Origin of the sequence: Streptomyces sp. NPDC005551 (assembly GCF_042871785.1) — a bacterium.
Taxonomy (GTDB): domain Bacteria; phylum Actinomycetota; class Actinomycetes; order Streptomycetales; family Streptomycetaceae; genus Streptomyces.
Genome location: NZ_JBIAJE010000007.1, coordinates 383,364 through 398,203, shown reverse-complemented (window position 1 = coordinate 398,203; position 14,840 = coordinate 383,364). Strand labels below are relative to the sequence as shown.

Annotated in this window: 14 protein-coding genes; 8 read left to right on the top strand and 6 right to left on the bottom strand. The window is 71.5% G+C overall.

The window, feature by feature from the left end; translation table 11 throughout:
• Nucleotides 1-208: 208 nt before the first annotated feature.
• Complete coding sequence (locus ACFYP4_RS22525; RefSeq protein WP_388787395.1) at nt 209-946, top strand: SAM-dependent methyltransferase; 738 nt, start codon at nt 209-211, stop codon at nt 944-946.
• A 256-nt stretch (nt 947-1,202) separates the two neighbouring features.
• Nucleotides 1,203-1,916 carry a GAF and ANTAR domain-containing protein gene (locus ACFYP4_RS22520; RefSeq protein ID WP_358852516.1) on the top strand — a complete coding sequence of 238 codons (714 nt, stop codon included), beginning with the start codon at nt 1,203-1,205 and terminating at the stop codon, nt 1,914-1,916.
• 125 nt (nt 1,917-2,041) lie between these two features.
• Here the strand turns inward: ACFYP4_RS22520 and ACFYP4_RS22515 are convergent, their stop codons facing one another.
• A complete protein-coding gene (locus ACFYP4_RS22515; protein WP_388787391.1) occupies nt 2,042-3,757 on the bottom strand; it encodes a SpoIIE family protein phosphatase in 1,716 nt (571 codons plus the stop codon).
• Nucleotides 3,758-4,133: 376 nt separating this feature from the next.
• Between ACFYP4_RS22515 and ACFYP4_RS22510 the strand changes: the two genes are divergently transcribed.
• Nucleotides 4,134-4,757: an NAD(P)-binding oxidoreductase gene (locus tag ACFYP4_RS22510; protein WP_358852518.1), complete on the top strand. Its 624-nt coding sequence runs from the start codon at nt 4,134-4,136 to the stop codon at nt 4,755-4,757.
• 12 nt (nt 4,758-4,769) lie between these two features.
• Here the strand turns inward: ACFYP4_RS22510 and ACFYP4_RS22505 are convergent, their stop codons facing one another.
• Nucleotides 4,770-5,165 (bottom strand): DUF2267 domain-containing protein, encoded by a 396-nt coding sequence (locus ACFYP4_RS22505; RefSeq protein ID WP_388787388.1) that lies wholly within the window; start codon nt 5,163-5,165, stop codon nt 4,770-4,772.
• Between the two features lie 101 nt (nt 5,166-5,266).
• The gene (locus tag ACFYP4_RS22500) at nt 5,267-5,689 is read right to left on the bottom strand and encodes an Hsp20/alpha crystallin family protein (RefSeq protein ID WP_388787629.1); all 423 of its coding nucleotides are present in this window, start codon (nt 5,687-5,689) and stop codon (nt 5,267-5,269) included.
• Between the two features lie 184 nt (nt 5,690-5,873).
• On the opposite strand from ACFYP4_RS22500, the gene ACFYP4_RS22495 reads away from it, so the two are divergent.
• Nucleotides 5,874-6,863, top strand: coding sequence for a magnesium and cobalt transport protein CorA (locus ACFYP4_RS22495; protein ID WP_358852520.1), 990 nt, complete (start codon nt 5,874-5,876; stop codon nt 6,861-6,863).
• Between the two features lie 150 nt (nt 6,864-7,013).
• On the opposite strand, the gene ACFYP4_RS22490 is transcribed toward ACFYP4_RS22495, so the two are convergent.
• The gene (locus ACFYP4_RS22490; RefSeq protein ID WP_388787384.1) at nt 7,014-7,379 is read right to left on the bottom strand and encodes a hypothetical protein; all 366 of its coding nucleotides are present in this window, start codon (nt 7,377-7,379) and stop codon (nt 7,014-7,016) included.
• 360 nt (nt 7,380-7,739) lie between these two features.
• On the opposite strand from ACFYP4_RS22490, the gene ACFYP4_RS22485 reads away from it, so the two are divergent.
• Entirely contained in the window at nt 7,740-8,243 is a 504-nt protein-coding gene (locus ACFYP4_RS22485) for a MarR family winged helix-turn-helix transcriptional regulator (protein ID WP_388787381.1), read from the top strand.
• Nucleotides 8,244-8,253: 10 nt separating this feature from the next.
• Here the strand turns inward: ACFYP4_RS22485 and ACFYP4_RS22480 are convergent, their stop codons facing one another.
• A complete protein-coding gene (locus ACFYP4_RS22480) occupies nt 8,254-9,465 on the bottom strand; it encodes a PP2C family protein-serine/threonine phosphatase (protein WP_358852523.1) in 1,212 nt (403 codons plus the stop codon).
• A gap of 150 nt (nt 9,466-9,615) precedes the next feature.
• The gene (locus ACFYP4_RS22475) at nt 9,616-10,776 is read right to left on the bottom strand and encodes a PP2C family protein-serine/threonine phosphatase (protein ID WP_388787378.1); all 1,161 of its coding nucleotides are present in this window, start codon (nt 10,774-10,776) and stop codon (nt 9,616-9,618) included.
• Between the two features lie 905 nt (nt 10,777-11,681).
• Here ACFYP4_RS22475 and ACFYP4_RS22470 point away from each other — a divergent pair.
• The 3 genes from ACFYP4_RS22470 to ACFYP4_RS22460 are packed head-to-tail and all read left to right on the top strand — an operon-like array spanning nt 11,682 to nt 14,835.
• Nucleotides 11,682-13,280 carry a PP2C family protein-serine/threonine phosphatase gene (locus ACFYP4_RS22470; RefSeq protein WP_358852525.1) on the top strand — a complete coding sequence of 533 codons (1,599 nt, stop codon included), beginning with the start codon at nt 11,682-11,684 and terminating at the stop codon, nt 13,278-13,280.
• Entirely contained in the window at nt 13,277-14,362 is a 1,086-nt protein-coding gene (locus ACFYP4_RS22465; protein WP_388787375.1) for a B12-binding domain-containing protein, read from the top strand. Before ACFYP4_RS22470 ends, ACFYP4_RS22465 begins: the two co-directional genes overlap by 4 nt.
• Entirely contained in the window at nt 14,359-14,835 is a 477-nt protein-coding gene (locus ACFYP4_RS22460) for an STAS domain-containing protein (RefSeq protein WP_388787372.1), read from the top strand. Before ACFYP4_RS22465 ends, ACFYP4_RS22460 begins: the two co-directional genes overlap by 4 nt.
• The last annotated feature ends 5 nt before the right edge of the window (nt 14,836-14,840 follow it).

Here is a 14,840-nt window from a genome sequence, read left to right as displayed (position 1 = left end):
AGGACCGGACAGGCGACTCGGCGTAGGCCGACAGGATGAACAGGACGGGGGGACGGGTTCGTCACTTCCCTACCGTTTTCGGTGCCGGCAGGCTTTCACGCTGCCCTCTGCGATCTCTGGCGCGCAAGCTCGCCGGCATCGGGCGCACACACGTCCAGTGAGGAAAACAGAGGTGCGGATCTTCTCCCCGAGGTGCGAGGCTGCGCCGATGAACCGTGACCGGATGTCCAGCATCGCGCACACCAGCCACCCGATTCGCTCCCCGCTCGACGACGATTCGGTGCGCGGACTCCTCGAACACGGGGTCTGCCGGCCTGACGCGCGTGTGCTCGACCTCGGCTGCGGAGAAGGAGAGTGGCTCCTTCGCGCGCTGGTCGACCGCCCTCGACTGCGTGCCGAGGGTGTCGACATCTCGGAAGAGGCGCTGACCCGAGCCCATGAGGCCGCGAGCAGCCTCGGCGTCCGGGAACGACTGGTCCTCCACCACCGGGCAGCCGCCGACTTCGCCCCGGCACACTCCTTCGACCTGGTACTCAGCGTCGGCGCCGCCCACGCCTTCGGCGGTCTGCTGCCCACGCTCGCGGCCGCACGCACACACCTGGCTCCCGGTGGACGCGTCCTGATCGGAGACGGATTCTGGGAGAAGACGCCTTCCCCCGAAGCCGTCGGGATGCTCGGCGACTTCACCGACCTGGCCACCACCTTGGACTGCGTGACCGCCGAGGGCTGGACGCCCGTCCACGGCCACGTCAGCACGCGCCGTGAGCTGGACGACTACGAGTGGGCCTGCTGGGGATCGCTGGCGGCGTGGGCCCTGGACCATCCGGACGACCCGGACAGTCCCGAAGCGCTCGCGACAGCCGCGGCCCGCCGCTCCGAGTGGCTGCACTCCTACCGCGACAGCTTCGGCTTCGTCTGCCTGATCCTCCGCGAGACACCCGGCTGACCTGCCCCTGCCCGCCCCGGGCAACGGGACACGGGCGACACACGCGGGGACGCGGGGAGGCGCGTGAAGACCGGTGGGCCGGCCGCTGCCGCATCGGGCGTGATCCAGGCGTGGCCGGGTACTTCGCTCGCATGGCCTCTCCTCAGTACCCGGCAGGAACACCACGCCTCGCGCACCCCCGGCACGTCGCAGATCGCACGGGCGACGACCACGCGAGGCGCGCACTTCTGGCGGCGTCACCCGCGCGGAGTGCCATATGACGGCCAGGGTGATGGAGACGGCACGGCTCGTCGCGAAGGCCGCGGCCGACGCCCGTGCCGAGGAGCTCCCGCGGCAGGTGTGTGCGGCCGTGTGCGAGGGCCTCGGCATGGACGGAGCGACCCTGTCGCTGCTCACCGACACTCCCTCCCGCCAGCTTCTCGCCGCCTCGGACGACACCGCCCTGGTGCTGGAGGAGATCCAGTTCACCGTGCTGGAGGGCCCCTGCATCACATCCGCGCACCGGGGTGAGCCGGTCGCGGTGGACGACCTGCGTCACGAGCTGACGCCTTGGCCGTTGTTCGGGGCGAGCATGCGGGAAAGGCTGCCGCAGGTCGGTGCGGTCTACGCGCTGCCCATCTTCTTCGGCGACTACGTCCTGGGAGCCGTGGACCTGTTGTCGCTTCGGACCCACGCTCTCAGCACAGAGGAACTCGATCAGGCGGAATACGTCGCCGAGGCCGTGTCGACCGCTCTGATGTCGACCCGCGACATGCTCCTCAGCGGGGACAGTGCTCCGGCCTGGGAGCCGGAACAGGTCGTCCGTGCCCACTGGTTCGACACCGCGCGTGCGGTCGGCGCCCTGGTCGCACGCCGCGGACTCACTCCTGAGGATGCGCTGGCGCTCATGCGTGCCGAGGCCTTCCGCACCGGCGGTTCGCTTGCGGACATCACCGCTGACGTCCTTCGCGAGCCACCGCAGGCCCCGTAGGCCCGGACGTCCCCAGCCCGCAGGCTCCCTGGGAGGGTCGCCCGGCCGCCGTGTCACAGCGCGCGGCGGGCCGGCCGCGCGGCCGACTCTCAACGCGCCGCGAAGATACTTCCCCTGACGAAGTGTTACGGGTGGGGTGTACGCACGGCGAGAAGAGCGACGTCGTCGTGGCCGGGCGGGTGGACTCGGTGCAGGAGGAGGTCGGTGAAGGACTCCAGGGGACGGTGGGCGAGGGCGGCGGCGTGTTGACGCAGCCGGTCCAGGCCGTCGTCGAGGGTACGGCCGGGAACTTCGATCAGGCCGTCCGTGTACAGCACGAGGGTGGATCCGGGCGGCAGCTCGGTCCTGGCGTCCGGCCGGGACTGGCGGACGCCGGTGCCCAGGAGGAGCCCGTGGTCCTCGGTCAGGTAGCGGGCCAGGCCGTCCCGGGTGACCAGTAGGGGCGGGGGGTGGCCCGCGTTGGTCCAGGCCAGTTCCCAGCGTCCGTCCTCCCCCTCGATCACCCGGCCGAAGATCAGGGTGGCCATGGTGACGTCGGTGATCGGCATGATCGCCTCGTCGAGCCGCTCGACGATCCTGCTGGGTGGTTCCTTCTGCGACCAGGCGTACGCGCGGAGCATGTTGCGCAGCTGCGCCATCCCCGCCGCTGCCTCGAGGTCGTGACCGACGACGTCTCCGATGACGAGCGCGGTGGCGCGTTCGGACAGGGCGAAGGCGTCGTACCAGTCGCCGCCGACCTGTGACGCGTCCGGGGCGGGGAGGTAGCGGACCGTCATCTGCAGGCCGGCCACGCGCGGCATCTGAGGCAGCAGGTGGTTCTGCATCGTCTCGGCGACCTTGCGCTGCCGCTGGTAGAGACGGGCATTGTCCAGAGCCAGGCCGGCGCGGCGGGCGATGTCCTCCAAGAGGGAGAGATCGGCGCCCGTGAAGTGCCCCGTCGTCCTGGCCCGGCCGAGCGTGAGGGCTCCCAGGACCTCCCGGGTGCTCCGGATGGGCGCGATGGCGGCGGAGTGGATGCCGGTGGCGTCGAACAGCCGACGCTGTTCCACCGCGATACCGGAGTCCGGGTCGCGCTGGTAGGTCTCGGGGCCCGTCAGGGTGGAGGCGGCGCCACGCAGGGCCCGGGACAGCGGCATCAGGGACTCCTCCGGGATCGGCGGCATCGGCCCCTGGAGCTCCTCGTGGTGCACGAGACTGCCGCCGTCGGCCTCGACCACGGCGGTACGCCACACCTCGTCCCGCTCGGTGATCAGGTCGACGACGACCCAGTCCGCGAGCCGGGGCACGACCAGCGCGACCAGTCGGCGCAGCGCTTCCTCGACGTCGAGAGTGGCTGTCAGCCGCGTGGTGGTCTCGGCCAGCAGAGCGAGCCGTTCGAGTTCGCTCAGCGGCTCGGTGGTCCGCTGCGTGTCCGGGTCGGCCGGGGGCGCCTGTTCCGGGGTGTGGAAGACGACGAGTGTGCCGGTCGCGCCGTCGTCCAGGGCGTAGGGGGTGATCAGCCAGGAGATGTGCAGCAGGGTTCCGTCGGCGCGGGCGAAGTGGTCGTCGTGGTGCTGCGCGGGCAGTCCGGCGTGGAGCGAGGGCCGCATGCCGCACCGGGTCGTGGACAGCGGCTGGCCCTGGGGCCCCCGGTGCAGCAGCTCGTGCGCGTCGTGGCCGACGAGTTCGGCGGCGGACCGGCCCAGCATGCGTTCGGCGCAGGTGTTCACCGCGAGGATGCGGCCCTGCTCGTCCACGACGTACGCACCGGTCCCGATGGCGTCCAGCGCACCCCGGAGCGGGGCGGACGACGCCGCCCGTGCCCGCCTCTCGTGTCTGTCGGTGCTGTCCGGCTCCGCCATGTTGCTGCCTCCTCGGTGATCGAGCGGCCCCCTCACCGGCCGCCCTTGCGCAACAGAAACCGTCACGCGTCCGATTCCCGTATGCCCCGTCGCGGCGCGGAACCCTCATCCGGCGGCCTCGACGATCTCACCGCGCCTCGGGCCCGCTCGGCGATAACGGCACGGGAGCGTTCCGGTGTGCGCACGGGCCCGGCGCCGGGGTGACCGGCGTGCGGGGTCGGAGCAGATTCCCATTCAGTTGCGTGTAGGTAAATTCAGTCGTGACTAGATTGCATTTGAAGTTAACCGCGCCTGCTCCTAACGTCGAGGGCGAGCGGCCGGAAGACCGACGCCGCACCACCCGCCTCTCCCCCGCTGCCGCAACTGGAGATCCCCCGTGAGAATCGCCGTACTCGGAGCCACCGGACAGACCGGCCGCCTGATCGTCGCCCACGCCCTGGAGCTCGGGCATGACGTCCTGGCCCTGGCCAGACGACCGGAGCGGATCGAGGCGCCCGCCTCCGGAAACCTGCGCACGGTCCGCGCGGACGTGACCGAACCCGGCAGTGTCACCGCGGCTGTCGACGGCGCCGATGTCGTCGTGAGCGCGCTGGGCATCACCAAGAAGCAGGACCCCGCGATTCTCGTCGAGGGCGCCCGCCAGATCGTGTCGGCCGCGCCCCGCGTCATCTGGCTGACCTCACTGGGCCTGGGCGCCACCCAAGGGGCGCTCGGCGCGTTCAACGGAGCCCTCCTCAAGCGCGTCCTGCGCCATGAATGGGACGCCAAGGACGCCGCCGGCCGTACGGTCCGCGACGCGGGCGGGACCACCGTCCACGCCGGGCCGCTGACCAACGGGCCCTACCGGGGCAACGGACACCTCATCCGCGCCGGGGAGTTCTCGCCTCGGATGATCCCGCCCAGGGCACCGCGTGCGGGCATCGCCGCCCTCATGGTCGCGGAGGCGGAAACCCCGCAACTCGCCGACGCGGACACCGTCGCCCTGTTCGAGATGCGGTAATCCGGCCTGCGGTCACGCCGCCTGCGGGCGGCCGAAGAGCAGGTCGTAACCGGGTGGGAGCTGAAGCAGGAGCCGGTTGGTCAGGTCGTCTCCCGCGAGGTCGGCCACGACGCTGAGCACGGCGCTGACGTCCCACGTCGCGGTCTTGTCCGTGGCACCCTCGATCCAGGCCGCGGTCGCCCGGATGAACCGTTCCGGCGCGAGGGGTTCGTGGGCCTGCAGGGGGTTGAGGAGGACGAGCGCCATCGTCTCGGGGAGCCGGGCGGCCAGTTCGGCCCGGACGTCGCCGACCAGGTGAGCACCCAGCAGAGCGAGAACGACCCGGGAGGATCTTTCGGCCTCTTCCCGTCCGGGGTACTGGCCGCGCTCTTGGACCGCGGCGATGAACTCGTCCCAGTGCATACGCATGACAGCCTCCGGGCCTCCGGGCGACGGGCCTCACAGGGCACCGCGGCAGGAACTGCGGGCGGAAGCCTCGGGCCGGCTCCCGCCCGCTTCGTGTGCGGATCTCAGCCGTTGATCTGCCTGGGCGAGTCGCCGCCGCTGATGGCGATCTTGCGGGGCTTCGCCCGCTCGGCGACGGGGATCGCGAGCCGCAGCACACCGGCCTCGTAGGAGGCGTCGATACGTTCGGTGTCCAGGGTCTCGCCGAGGAAGAGCCGGCGGCTGAACGTCCCCGCGGGCCGTTCCGTGATCACGACCTCGGCGTCCTCGCCGGAGCTGGGGCGGCGTTCGGCCCTGACCGTCAGAACATTGCGCTCGACGTCCAGGTCGATGGTCTCGGGAGCCACGCCCGGCAGATCCAGCTCGACCACGAAGGTGTCCCCGACGCGGAAGGCGTCCATCGGCATGGCCGCCGGCCTCGCCGCGGTCCCCAGCACCTGCTGGGTGAGCCGGTCCAGTTCCCGGAAGGGGTCGGTTCGCATGAGCATCATCGGTCAACTCCTCTCCGCAGACAGGATGCGCATGAAACGACACCTCCTCTATAGCGCGCTTCATGAAACTTGACAAGAGGGGACTCAGGTTGCGTCCGTTTCTCGTCGGCCGCAGCGCACGAATGGGGCACGGGCCGCAGATCACAGGCATGCAATCGCCGCATCGGTGCAGGTGTGAGGAATGAGGTGTCTTATCTATCGTGAGCTGCCGGAACCGCCCGAGCAGGTGGACTGCGACCAGACCGACGGCGGCCTGCCTGCGGTACTGGCGAGCCTGAAGCGCGTCGGGGAGCGGGAGTTCTGCTGGGTGCACCTGGACGATCCGGACCCGGCGGTCCTCGAGGAGCTGGCGGTCCCGCTGGGACTGCACCCCTTGGCGGTGGAGGATGCCGCCCAGGCGCACCAGCGCCCGAAGCGGGAGCGGTACGGCGATGTGCTCGTGGTGGCGCTGAAGACGCTGTGGTACCTCGAGGAGGGGAACGACGTGGAGACCGGGGAGGTCATGGTCTTCACCGGCCCCCGGTTCGCGTTGACCGTCCGCCACGGCTCGGTCGATCCGACCGTCGAGGCGGCCCGACGGCTCAGCCGGACCCCGGAGATGCAGCGGTTCGGTCCCACGGCCGTGCTGCACGCCGTCCTGGACACGGTGGTCGATTCCTACCTCGAGGCCTCCGTGCAGGTCCGCACCGACCTGACCGCGCTGGAACGCTGCGTCTTCGCGCCCGGCCGGGAGGATCTGACCGAGCAGATCTACTCGCTCAAGCGGGAGGTCCTGGAGTTCCAGGATGCCGTGCAGCCCCTGGTGCCGGTCGTGCAGGACTTCGCCGGTCCTCGCGCGGAGTGGCCCGCGGAGATGCTCCCGTACTTCCGTGACGTGTCCGACCACCTGCACCGGACCGACACCGAGGTGCGCTCGCTGGACGAACTCCTGAACTCGGTCCTCGACGCGCACCTCGCCCGGGTGGGCACCTGGCAGAACGACGACATGCGCCGCATCTCGGCCTGGGCCGCGATCCTGGCGACCCCCACCCTCGTCGCCGGCGTCTACGGCATGAACTTCGCCCACATGCCGGAACTGAGCTGGACGTACGGGTATCCGCTCGCCATCGCCCTCATGCTCACCGCCGCCACGCTGCTGCACCGGACGTTTCGCCGCAACGGCTGGCTGTGACGTCCCGACGCGGCCCGGAGACGGCTTCGCACGAGGCCGTCATCACGTCGTCGCCGCAGGCGGCAAGCCGAATGCCCGGCCCCCTTCACAGCATGGGAAGCCTCGGGCCGGGCCGGCCCCCGGGACGCCGGGCGGACGGCCGACCGCGTCTCATCCGTCCGGGAAGCACTCGTCCAGGATCTCCGCCCATCGGCTCAGGGGCACCGGGCGGTCGAGGCTCCGGGCCTGGGCGCCGACCAGCTTCAACAGCGCGGAGATGAACGGCGCGGCGGCGGGATCGGTGTCGAAGTCGATGACGGCGGCGTGCAGGCGCTGCACGCCGACGGAGAACGCGCTCTGCGCGTCGGCCTCTCTGGCGCGGCGCATCCGGTCTTCGGTGAGGATGCACTGCACGGCGAGTTCGGGGCAGTCGGCGGTGTGCCAGACCTCGGTCATGCCGTCGGGGCAGCCGGTCCGGACCGAGGTGTTCTCGGGGCCGGGACCGGCTGTGCAGTCCGGGCACGTGAGGCGTCGCACGTGCGGTCGTTCATGATCCGGGTCCGACATGGTGCTCCTGTCCGCAGGCAGTCACCGGAGCGGTCGGCGATCCGGTGACGTGGTGTGCTTCATCGATGCCGCCGGCCCGCTCCGATGGCACCTCCGAAGGAATCCGTTGCGGGGCGCCGGGCGGATTGGTGTCGGCGATGATCGTGACCTACCGGCACACCGGACGTTCACCCGGGTCCCCCGGCGGGACCGGCCGTCCGCGCGACGAGTCACTGTCCTGACCCGGTCCTTCGTGTCGGTGCTTGGACGCGGGGTTCGCGGGTAGCAGCGTCTGCACGGGTGCCAGCCTGAAGTGCATCGAGAGACCGAGTTTGATGAAAGTGGCGTCTAGTGACTCACCGCGACGTCCCTGCCGACGACCGGCCGCGGGAAGCGGGAGACGGCGCCGAGGCTGTCGCCCTGGGCATCGCCGATGCCGTGGAACGTCTGACGACCCTGTGGTCGGCCGCCGTCCAGCAGTCACCGCTCCGTCTGTCCATGCACCAGTTGCGGGCCTTGCACTCGCTGGCCGCAGCCCCTGGGGTCAACCTCACCGCGCTGGCGGAACGGCTGGGTCTGGGGCTGTCCACGGCGAGTCGGCTGTGTGACCGGCTCGAGGCGGCGGGACTGCTCGAACGCACCCATCACCCGTTCCGGCGTCGCGAGGTGCGGCTCAGTCTGACCGCGCGGGGGCAGCACGTGCTCGACGGCGTGACCCGGCGCCGGACGGCGGCGCTGGCGGCGGCGCTGTACGGAATGTCGCAGGCCGACCGGGCGGCACTGAACCGGGGGATGCAGGCGTTCCTGGCAGCGGAACGCGGGAGCGGCCCCCCCGGGGAGCAGGGGCCGGTGTGACGCCGACCGGTCACCGACCCGGGTCGTTACGCCGGGCCGTACCGGCTTGGCGGCCGTTCCAGTCGAGGCACACCACGGCGGCGTCGGCCGACAGGGCGTTGCTGCCGAAGTGCTCGATCAGACCGGAGACGACAGCTCGTGCGGCTTCGTGCGGCGCGGCAGCCCGGACGGCGCCGAGCGTCTGGCGCAGGGCCCGTTCGCCGAAGAGGTCTCCGTCGGCGGAGCGTGCGCCGTGCACCCCCGTGCTGACGGCGATCAGCCGGTCGCCCGGCTCCACCTGGAAGGTCTGCTCCTCGTAGGGGGTCTCCTCGAACATGCCCAGGGGGAGCTGTGCGTCCAGGGCGATGCGCTCGACCGTGTCGCCCCGCTGCCGGAAGAGCTGCGGCGAGCCCGCGTCCACGGCCAGTACCGCTCCCGTGTCCAGGTCGAAGTCCAGCAGCAGGGTGGAGGCGTGGAGCTTGCCGCCGTACTGGGCGAAGAGGGCCTGGTCGGCGAGGCAGGCCTGGTCGGCGAGGCCGAGGCCCGCGCGTCGGGCGTTGCGAAGTGCGCCCACGGACAGGCTGGTCAGAAGGGACGCGTCGACGCCCCAGCCCATTCCGTCGGTGACGGTGAGGGTGAGGTGGTCGGCGCCGGTCGACCAGTCGAAGTTGTCTCCGCCGACGGCGTAGGCGGGTTCCAGGTGGGCGCCGATGACGTACTCCTGGCGGGCGCAGCCACGGCCGGGCAGGAGCTGCCACTGCATTTCGGCGGCGAGCGTGAGACGCCGGGTTCGCCGGGCCTGGAGATAGAGGTCCGTGTCGCGGTCGGCGGTGGTGACCTCGTGCCCCAGCGCGGTGGCGAACTCGGCGAGGCGCAGCACGGTGGCCGTGCCGGTCGCGGAGCGCGGCATGCGCACGGACAGGACTCCGAGCCGATCGCCCCGGACGGTCATGGGCAGGTGGATGAGATCGGAGGCCGAGGCACGGTCGGTGACTTCGACGACCGGGGTCTGAGTGACGAAGGCCCGGCCCGCCGGCGTCTCGTGTGCGGACACGGGCGCTTCCGTGTGCGGGAGGTGCGTGACCGACTGCAGAACACTGAGCCCGTAGTCGGCGAGGAGCAGGGTCGTCTCCTCGGCTCCGAACCGGTCGGTCAGCAGCTGACGTGCCGTGGCGACGAGAGCGTGCGGCGGGGCCGCCCGCAGCAGGCTTTCGGCGGATGGCTCCGGTTGCGCTGCGGTCATGGCGACCACCCTCTTCTCTTCGGCAGTCCCCACGTTGCTTTTGGCGGTCCCCACGCTATCGCGTGGCTCCGCGCCGCCGGCTTCCGGGACGCGTCCTGCTGCGACACTGCGTCGGCACAGCTCACGTCGGGCGCGAGCATGACCTCTCGTTCAACGCCCCAGCCAGTCGAGACAGACCACCAGCGCGTCGTCCTCCGGGACGGACTGTCCGCGGTGACCGGTCAGTTCGCGCAGGATGGCGCGCGGGACCTCGGCGGCGGGCAGCAGGCGGGTCGCCTGGATCGCCCCGGCCAGCGCGGCGTCCCCGTACGCCTCCCCCCGGGGCGACGCGACCGAGTAGACCCCGTCGCTGACGAAGATCAGTCGGTCACCCGGCTCGACGTGGGACTCCTGGATGACGTAGTCCGTCTCCTCGAACATGCCGAGCGGCAGCTGCGCGTCCAGGAGGACGCGTTCGACCGTGCCTCCGCGCAGCCGCAGCATCTGGGGCGAGCCCGCGTCCACCACCGACACCCGCCCGGTGGCCAGTTCGAACTCGAGCATGAGCACGGAGAGGTAGCGCTCACCCCGGTAGTGGGCGTAGACGGCCTGGTCCCCCAGGGCCGCCTGGTCGGCGAGGGGAATTCCGGCCCGTCGCGCGTTGCGGAGCGCGTTGATCGCCAGGTTCGTCAGCAGGGAGGCCTCGATTCCCTCCCCCATGCCGTTGCTGACGTAGAGCATCAGGTGGTCCGCCGTCGCGGACCAGTCGAAGTTGTCCCCGAAGATGGCGTACGCGGGTTCCAGCTGGGCGCCCAGCTCGTACTCTGGTCGGGCGCAGGAGCGGCCGGGCAGCAGCTGCCACTGCATCTCCGCGGCCAGCGTCAGCCGGTCCTTGCGCCGCGCCTGCATGTACAGGTCGGTGTCCCGCTCGGCCACGACGACCTCGTGAGCGAGCACCTGCGCGATGTCCGTCAGTTCCGCCAGGGTGTCCTCGACGTGCTCTCTCCCGGGCAGGGTGACGGACAGCACGCCGAGCCGGTCACCGCGCACCGTGACCGGCAGGTGCACCCGTGCCAGGTCACCCGGGGCCGTTTCCACGAAGGGTTCCTGCGCGCCGAAAGCGCGGCCCGCGGGACTGCTGTGGGCCGAGACCGGCTCCATGGTGTGCGGGAGCACGGACACCGGCTGCAGCACGGTCAGACCGTAGTCGGCCATGAACAGTTCGACGGACTTTGCCGCATACCGCTCGGCCAGCACACGCCGGACGGCGTCGAGCAGCTCATGGGGTGCCGCCGTGCGCAGGGCGCGTTCAGCGGCCACAAATCTGTTCACGATGGAGGGAACACCAATCTCTTGCCGGGTCTTGAAGGCCTCGCTCGGGGATGAGCCGTTTCGGCAGGCCCTGCCGCTCGTTCGCGTCATCGGCAGCCGGGGGTCACGCGCCCAGTACGCCGACAGCCGCCCCAGTGCCGACGAGAGTGCGACAGGGGCCGCCTTCCGGCCTGGTGTCCGTACCCGAGGGGAGCGCCCCGGCAAGGCCCCGGAGGCCCGCTGCGGCCTCGTGGCCGTCCGGCCGGGCCACGACACCGACGCCCGGTCCGCCCGGACTCCCGCGCCACGGCACCGGGTGCGTCGGCCGCGCGGGGCGCCGGCGGCCGACGCACCGCCGAGCGGTGCCGGTCCACCGGAACATTCCAGTCCTCCCCCACGCGCGTCCGCCGCGGCCACTCTGTTGCCTGCCAACCATACTTGTCAAACGACAAGAGTCGCGTCCCGCCGAGCGCATCGTGCCTGTACACGCCGGAGAACGAGCGACGCCGCCCCGCCGGTACCGACGCGACTCGCGACCGACGCCGCCGACGGCGGGTGAGGCCCGGAAGCAGTGACCGTTTCCACTTCTCCCCAGGTTCTTCACTTCTTGTGTACGGGCAGCATCGCACACCCCGCCGGAACGGGTTGCCCGGGCGCTGACCTGCATGGATCACAAGGGAGGACGTCACTGCCCCAGCACCGGGCAGACGGTTCCCCCCTCCCTCGACCGCCCCTGCGCTGCCGGGATGCCTGCTCAACGGGGGTACCGGCGCGGGCGGCTTGCACAGGAGGGGGCCGATGGAGGATGGTTGCCGAACGGCAATAATTCTTCGACCGGATGAGGTGAGGGGTTCGCGCAGCGGGCCTTCGTGGTTGTGACTTCCACCCAGCAGGCACACGCCGAGAGCGCTCAGGCGCCGGCGCACATGGCATGGACCTCCGTGCCCTACCCCGTCCTGGTCGTGGATCCCGCCGGCACCGTACGGCACGTCAACCCGCAGGCCGCCGGACTCTTCCCCGGCATGGGTCCCGGCACGGGCCTGGCCGGGAACGTACCGGCATGGCTGGCCGACGCCCACACGCTCCGGGGGGCCCGGGGGCCGGGCGGCACCGCGGTGGCGTCGGGCGCCGTGGGAGAGCGGAGCTTCGAGGCCCACCCCACCGCGCAGGCCGACGGCGACGTCGTGTGGTGGCTCGTGGACGACACCGACCACCGGCTGGTCCGCGAAGCCCTGCGGATGGAACGTGAGCGGACCGCGTTCCTCATCCAGGCGTCCAACACGCTGCTCTCCTCGCTGAACCTGGACCGGTGCATGGACGTGATCGCGCAGCTGGCGGCCCAGCACCTCGCCGATGCGGCGCTGGTCGTCGCGCCGCGCAGCGGGCACCGGCTGCCGGTCGTCAGCTGCCTGGACGGCGGTGAACCGCAGCGCGCCCAGCGGGACGCCGACCCGCGGGACGTTCCCGGACTGACCGAGGCGCTCCAGGGATTCCCGCCCGTCCCCTCCCGGTGGATCGACCCGGTCTCCGCCCCCGACTGGGTGGTGCCCGAGGGGTTCGGCCCGGTCGGTTCCATCGTGGTCACCCCGCTGCCCGGACACGGCGTGCCCGCCGGGGCTCTGATCCTGCTGCGCCGCAGCGGGGAGACGGCGTTCACCGAGGCGGAGGAGGTCTTCGCCCGTCTGTTCGCCGCCCGCGCCGGCGCCGCGATGTCGGCCGCCCGTCTGTACGCGGAGCAGTCGTCACTCTCCCAGACCCTGATGCGCGAACTGCTCCCCCCGGTCCTGCACCAGGTCGCGGGCGTGGACTTCGCCGGCGGCTACCGTCCCTCGAAGGACCAGGAGCGCATCGGCGGCGACTTCTACGACGTCCATCCCGCCGCCACCGAGGGCGAAGCCTCCTTCGCGGTCCTCGGCGACGTCTGCGGCAAGGGCCTGGAGGCCGCCGTCCTGACCGGGAAGATCCGCAACACGCTCCACGCGCTGCTGCCGATGGCGGGCGACCACCAGCGGATGATCGACCTGCTCAACGGCGCACTCCTCAACTCCCATCACACGCGCTTCGCCACACTCGTCATGGTTTCCGCGGTACGCGAAGCGGGCGCCGTACGCCTCCGGGTGACCAGCGCCGGACATCCGCCGGCCCTCATCGTGCGCCGGGACGGAACCGTCGAGGAAGGACGCTCCCGCGGCACCCTCGTCGGAGTCTTCCCCCAGGCCCGTGCGACTACCACGCACGAGACGCTGGCGCCGGGTGAGTTCTGCGTGCTCTTCACCGACGGCATCACCGAGGCGGTGGGCGGTCCGCTGGGGGACGAGATGTTCGGTGAGGGACGGCTGAAGGACGCGCTGGCCCAGTGCGCGGGCTTGCCGGCCGAAGCGATCGTGGAGCGGGTGCAGATGCTCGCCGCGCAGTGGGTGGGCTCCGAATCCCACGACGACATGGCCGTCATGGTCATCGCCGCTCCCAGTTCCCACCACCTGAGCGCGGTGGGCGGTCACACTCGGGGCAGATTCACCGGATGAGTCCCACCGCGACCGTCCTGCCCGAACACCGGATCGACCGGTTGTGGGAGGCAGCCACCGCCGGCGACGAACAGACGGCCACGGCCACGGTCTTCGGCGCACTGGAGGACGGCGTCCCCGCCGAGAGTGTCCTCCTGGACCTGATCGCCCCGGTCCAGCGCCGAGTGGGCGAGGAGTGGGCCGCCAACCGCATCAGCGTGGCCCAGGAACACGCGGCCTCCGCCATCAACGACCGAGCCGTCGCCGCCCTCTCCCACCGCTGCTCCGCCCGCCCCGCCGACGACCGGGGCACGGTCGTCGTGGCCTGCGTGGACGGGGAATGGCACGGCCTGCCCGCCCGGCTGCTGGCCGAAGTCCTCAAACTGCGCGGTCGGCGGGTCGACTATCTCGGCGCCCAGGTCCCCACCAGCCACCTGATCACCCATGTCCACCGAACCGGCCCCGAACTGGTCGCACTCTCCAGCTCGATCACCACCCGGCTGCCGGCCGCCCACGCCGCGATCACCGCGGTCCAGGCCACCGGCACCCCGGTCCTGGCCGGCGGAGCCGCCTTCGGCCGCCACGGCCAGTACGCCCGCCGGCTGGGCGCCGACGCCTGGGCCCCCGACGCCAGGGCCGCCGCCGACCACCTCGACCGGGGTCCGCTGCCCCGCCCCGCCGGGGCGCACCAGCCCATCGACGACCTGCCGCACCTGGCCGACCAGGAATACACGATGGTCGCCCGCACCGGCACCAGCCTGGTGCGCGCGGTCATGGACGGACTGGAAGAGCGTTTCCCCGCCATGCGCGACTACACGGCCGCACAGCGGTCACACACGGCCGAGGACGTCGCCCACATCGTGGACTTCCTCTCCACGGCCCTCTACACCGACGCCCCGGAGCTGTTCACCGACTTCCTCGTCTGGACCGCCGGGATCCTCGACGCCCGAGGCGTACCCGCTCGTTCCCTCCACCCCGCGCTGGACATCCTGAGCGAACAGCTCAAGGACTTCCCCCGCGCCACACTCATACTCGGCCGTGCCGCCGACCGCCTCGCCGGCACGGGCCCTGTGATCGCCTCGCACACCAGGAACACCGTATGACGCCGCCCGCCGGGTCCAAGTCCACGTACCTGCGCCTGACCACGTCACCCGACACCGACGAAGGCGTTCTGCGCCTGGAGGTGCACGGGTTCCTGGACCACGCCGGCTCGGACTCCTTCCTGGCCACGATCACCGGGCACCTGGCCGACAGGCCCGGCCTGCGGGCCCTGCGCCTGAACTGCGGCGCCCTCCAGGGCCTCGACTCACTGGGCCTGGCCGCGCTCCTGATGCTGCACCGCCGCACCACCGCCGCGCAGGTCGCCCTGCACCTGGACGACCGTGGACCGGCACTCGAACGGATGCTGGACATCACCGGCGCCCTGGACCACCTCGTCCCCGGCCACGAGGGCGAACCGGCCGGTGATTACGCCCGGTCCCACCGCATGGCATACCGTCATACGCCTCAGGACGGGATGTCCGCGGACCGTACCGCCCAGGGTCGTGGTCCCGCCGGGCCGGACACCAGCAGCTGACATTC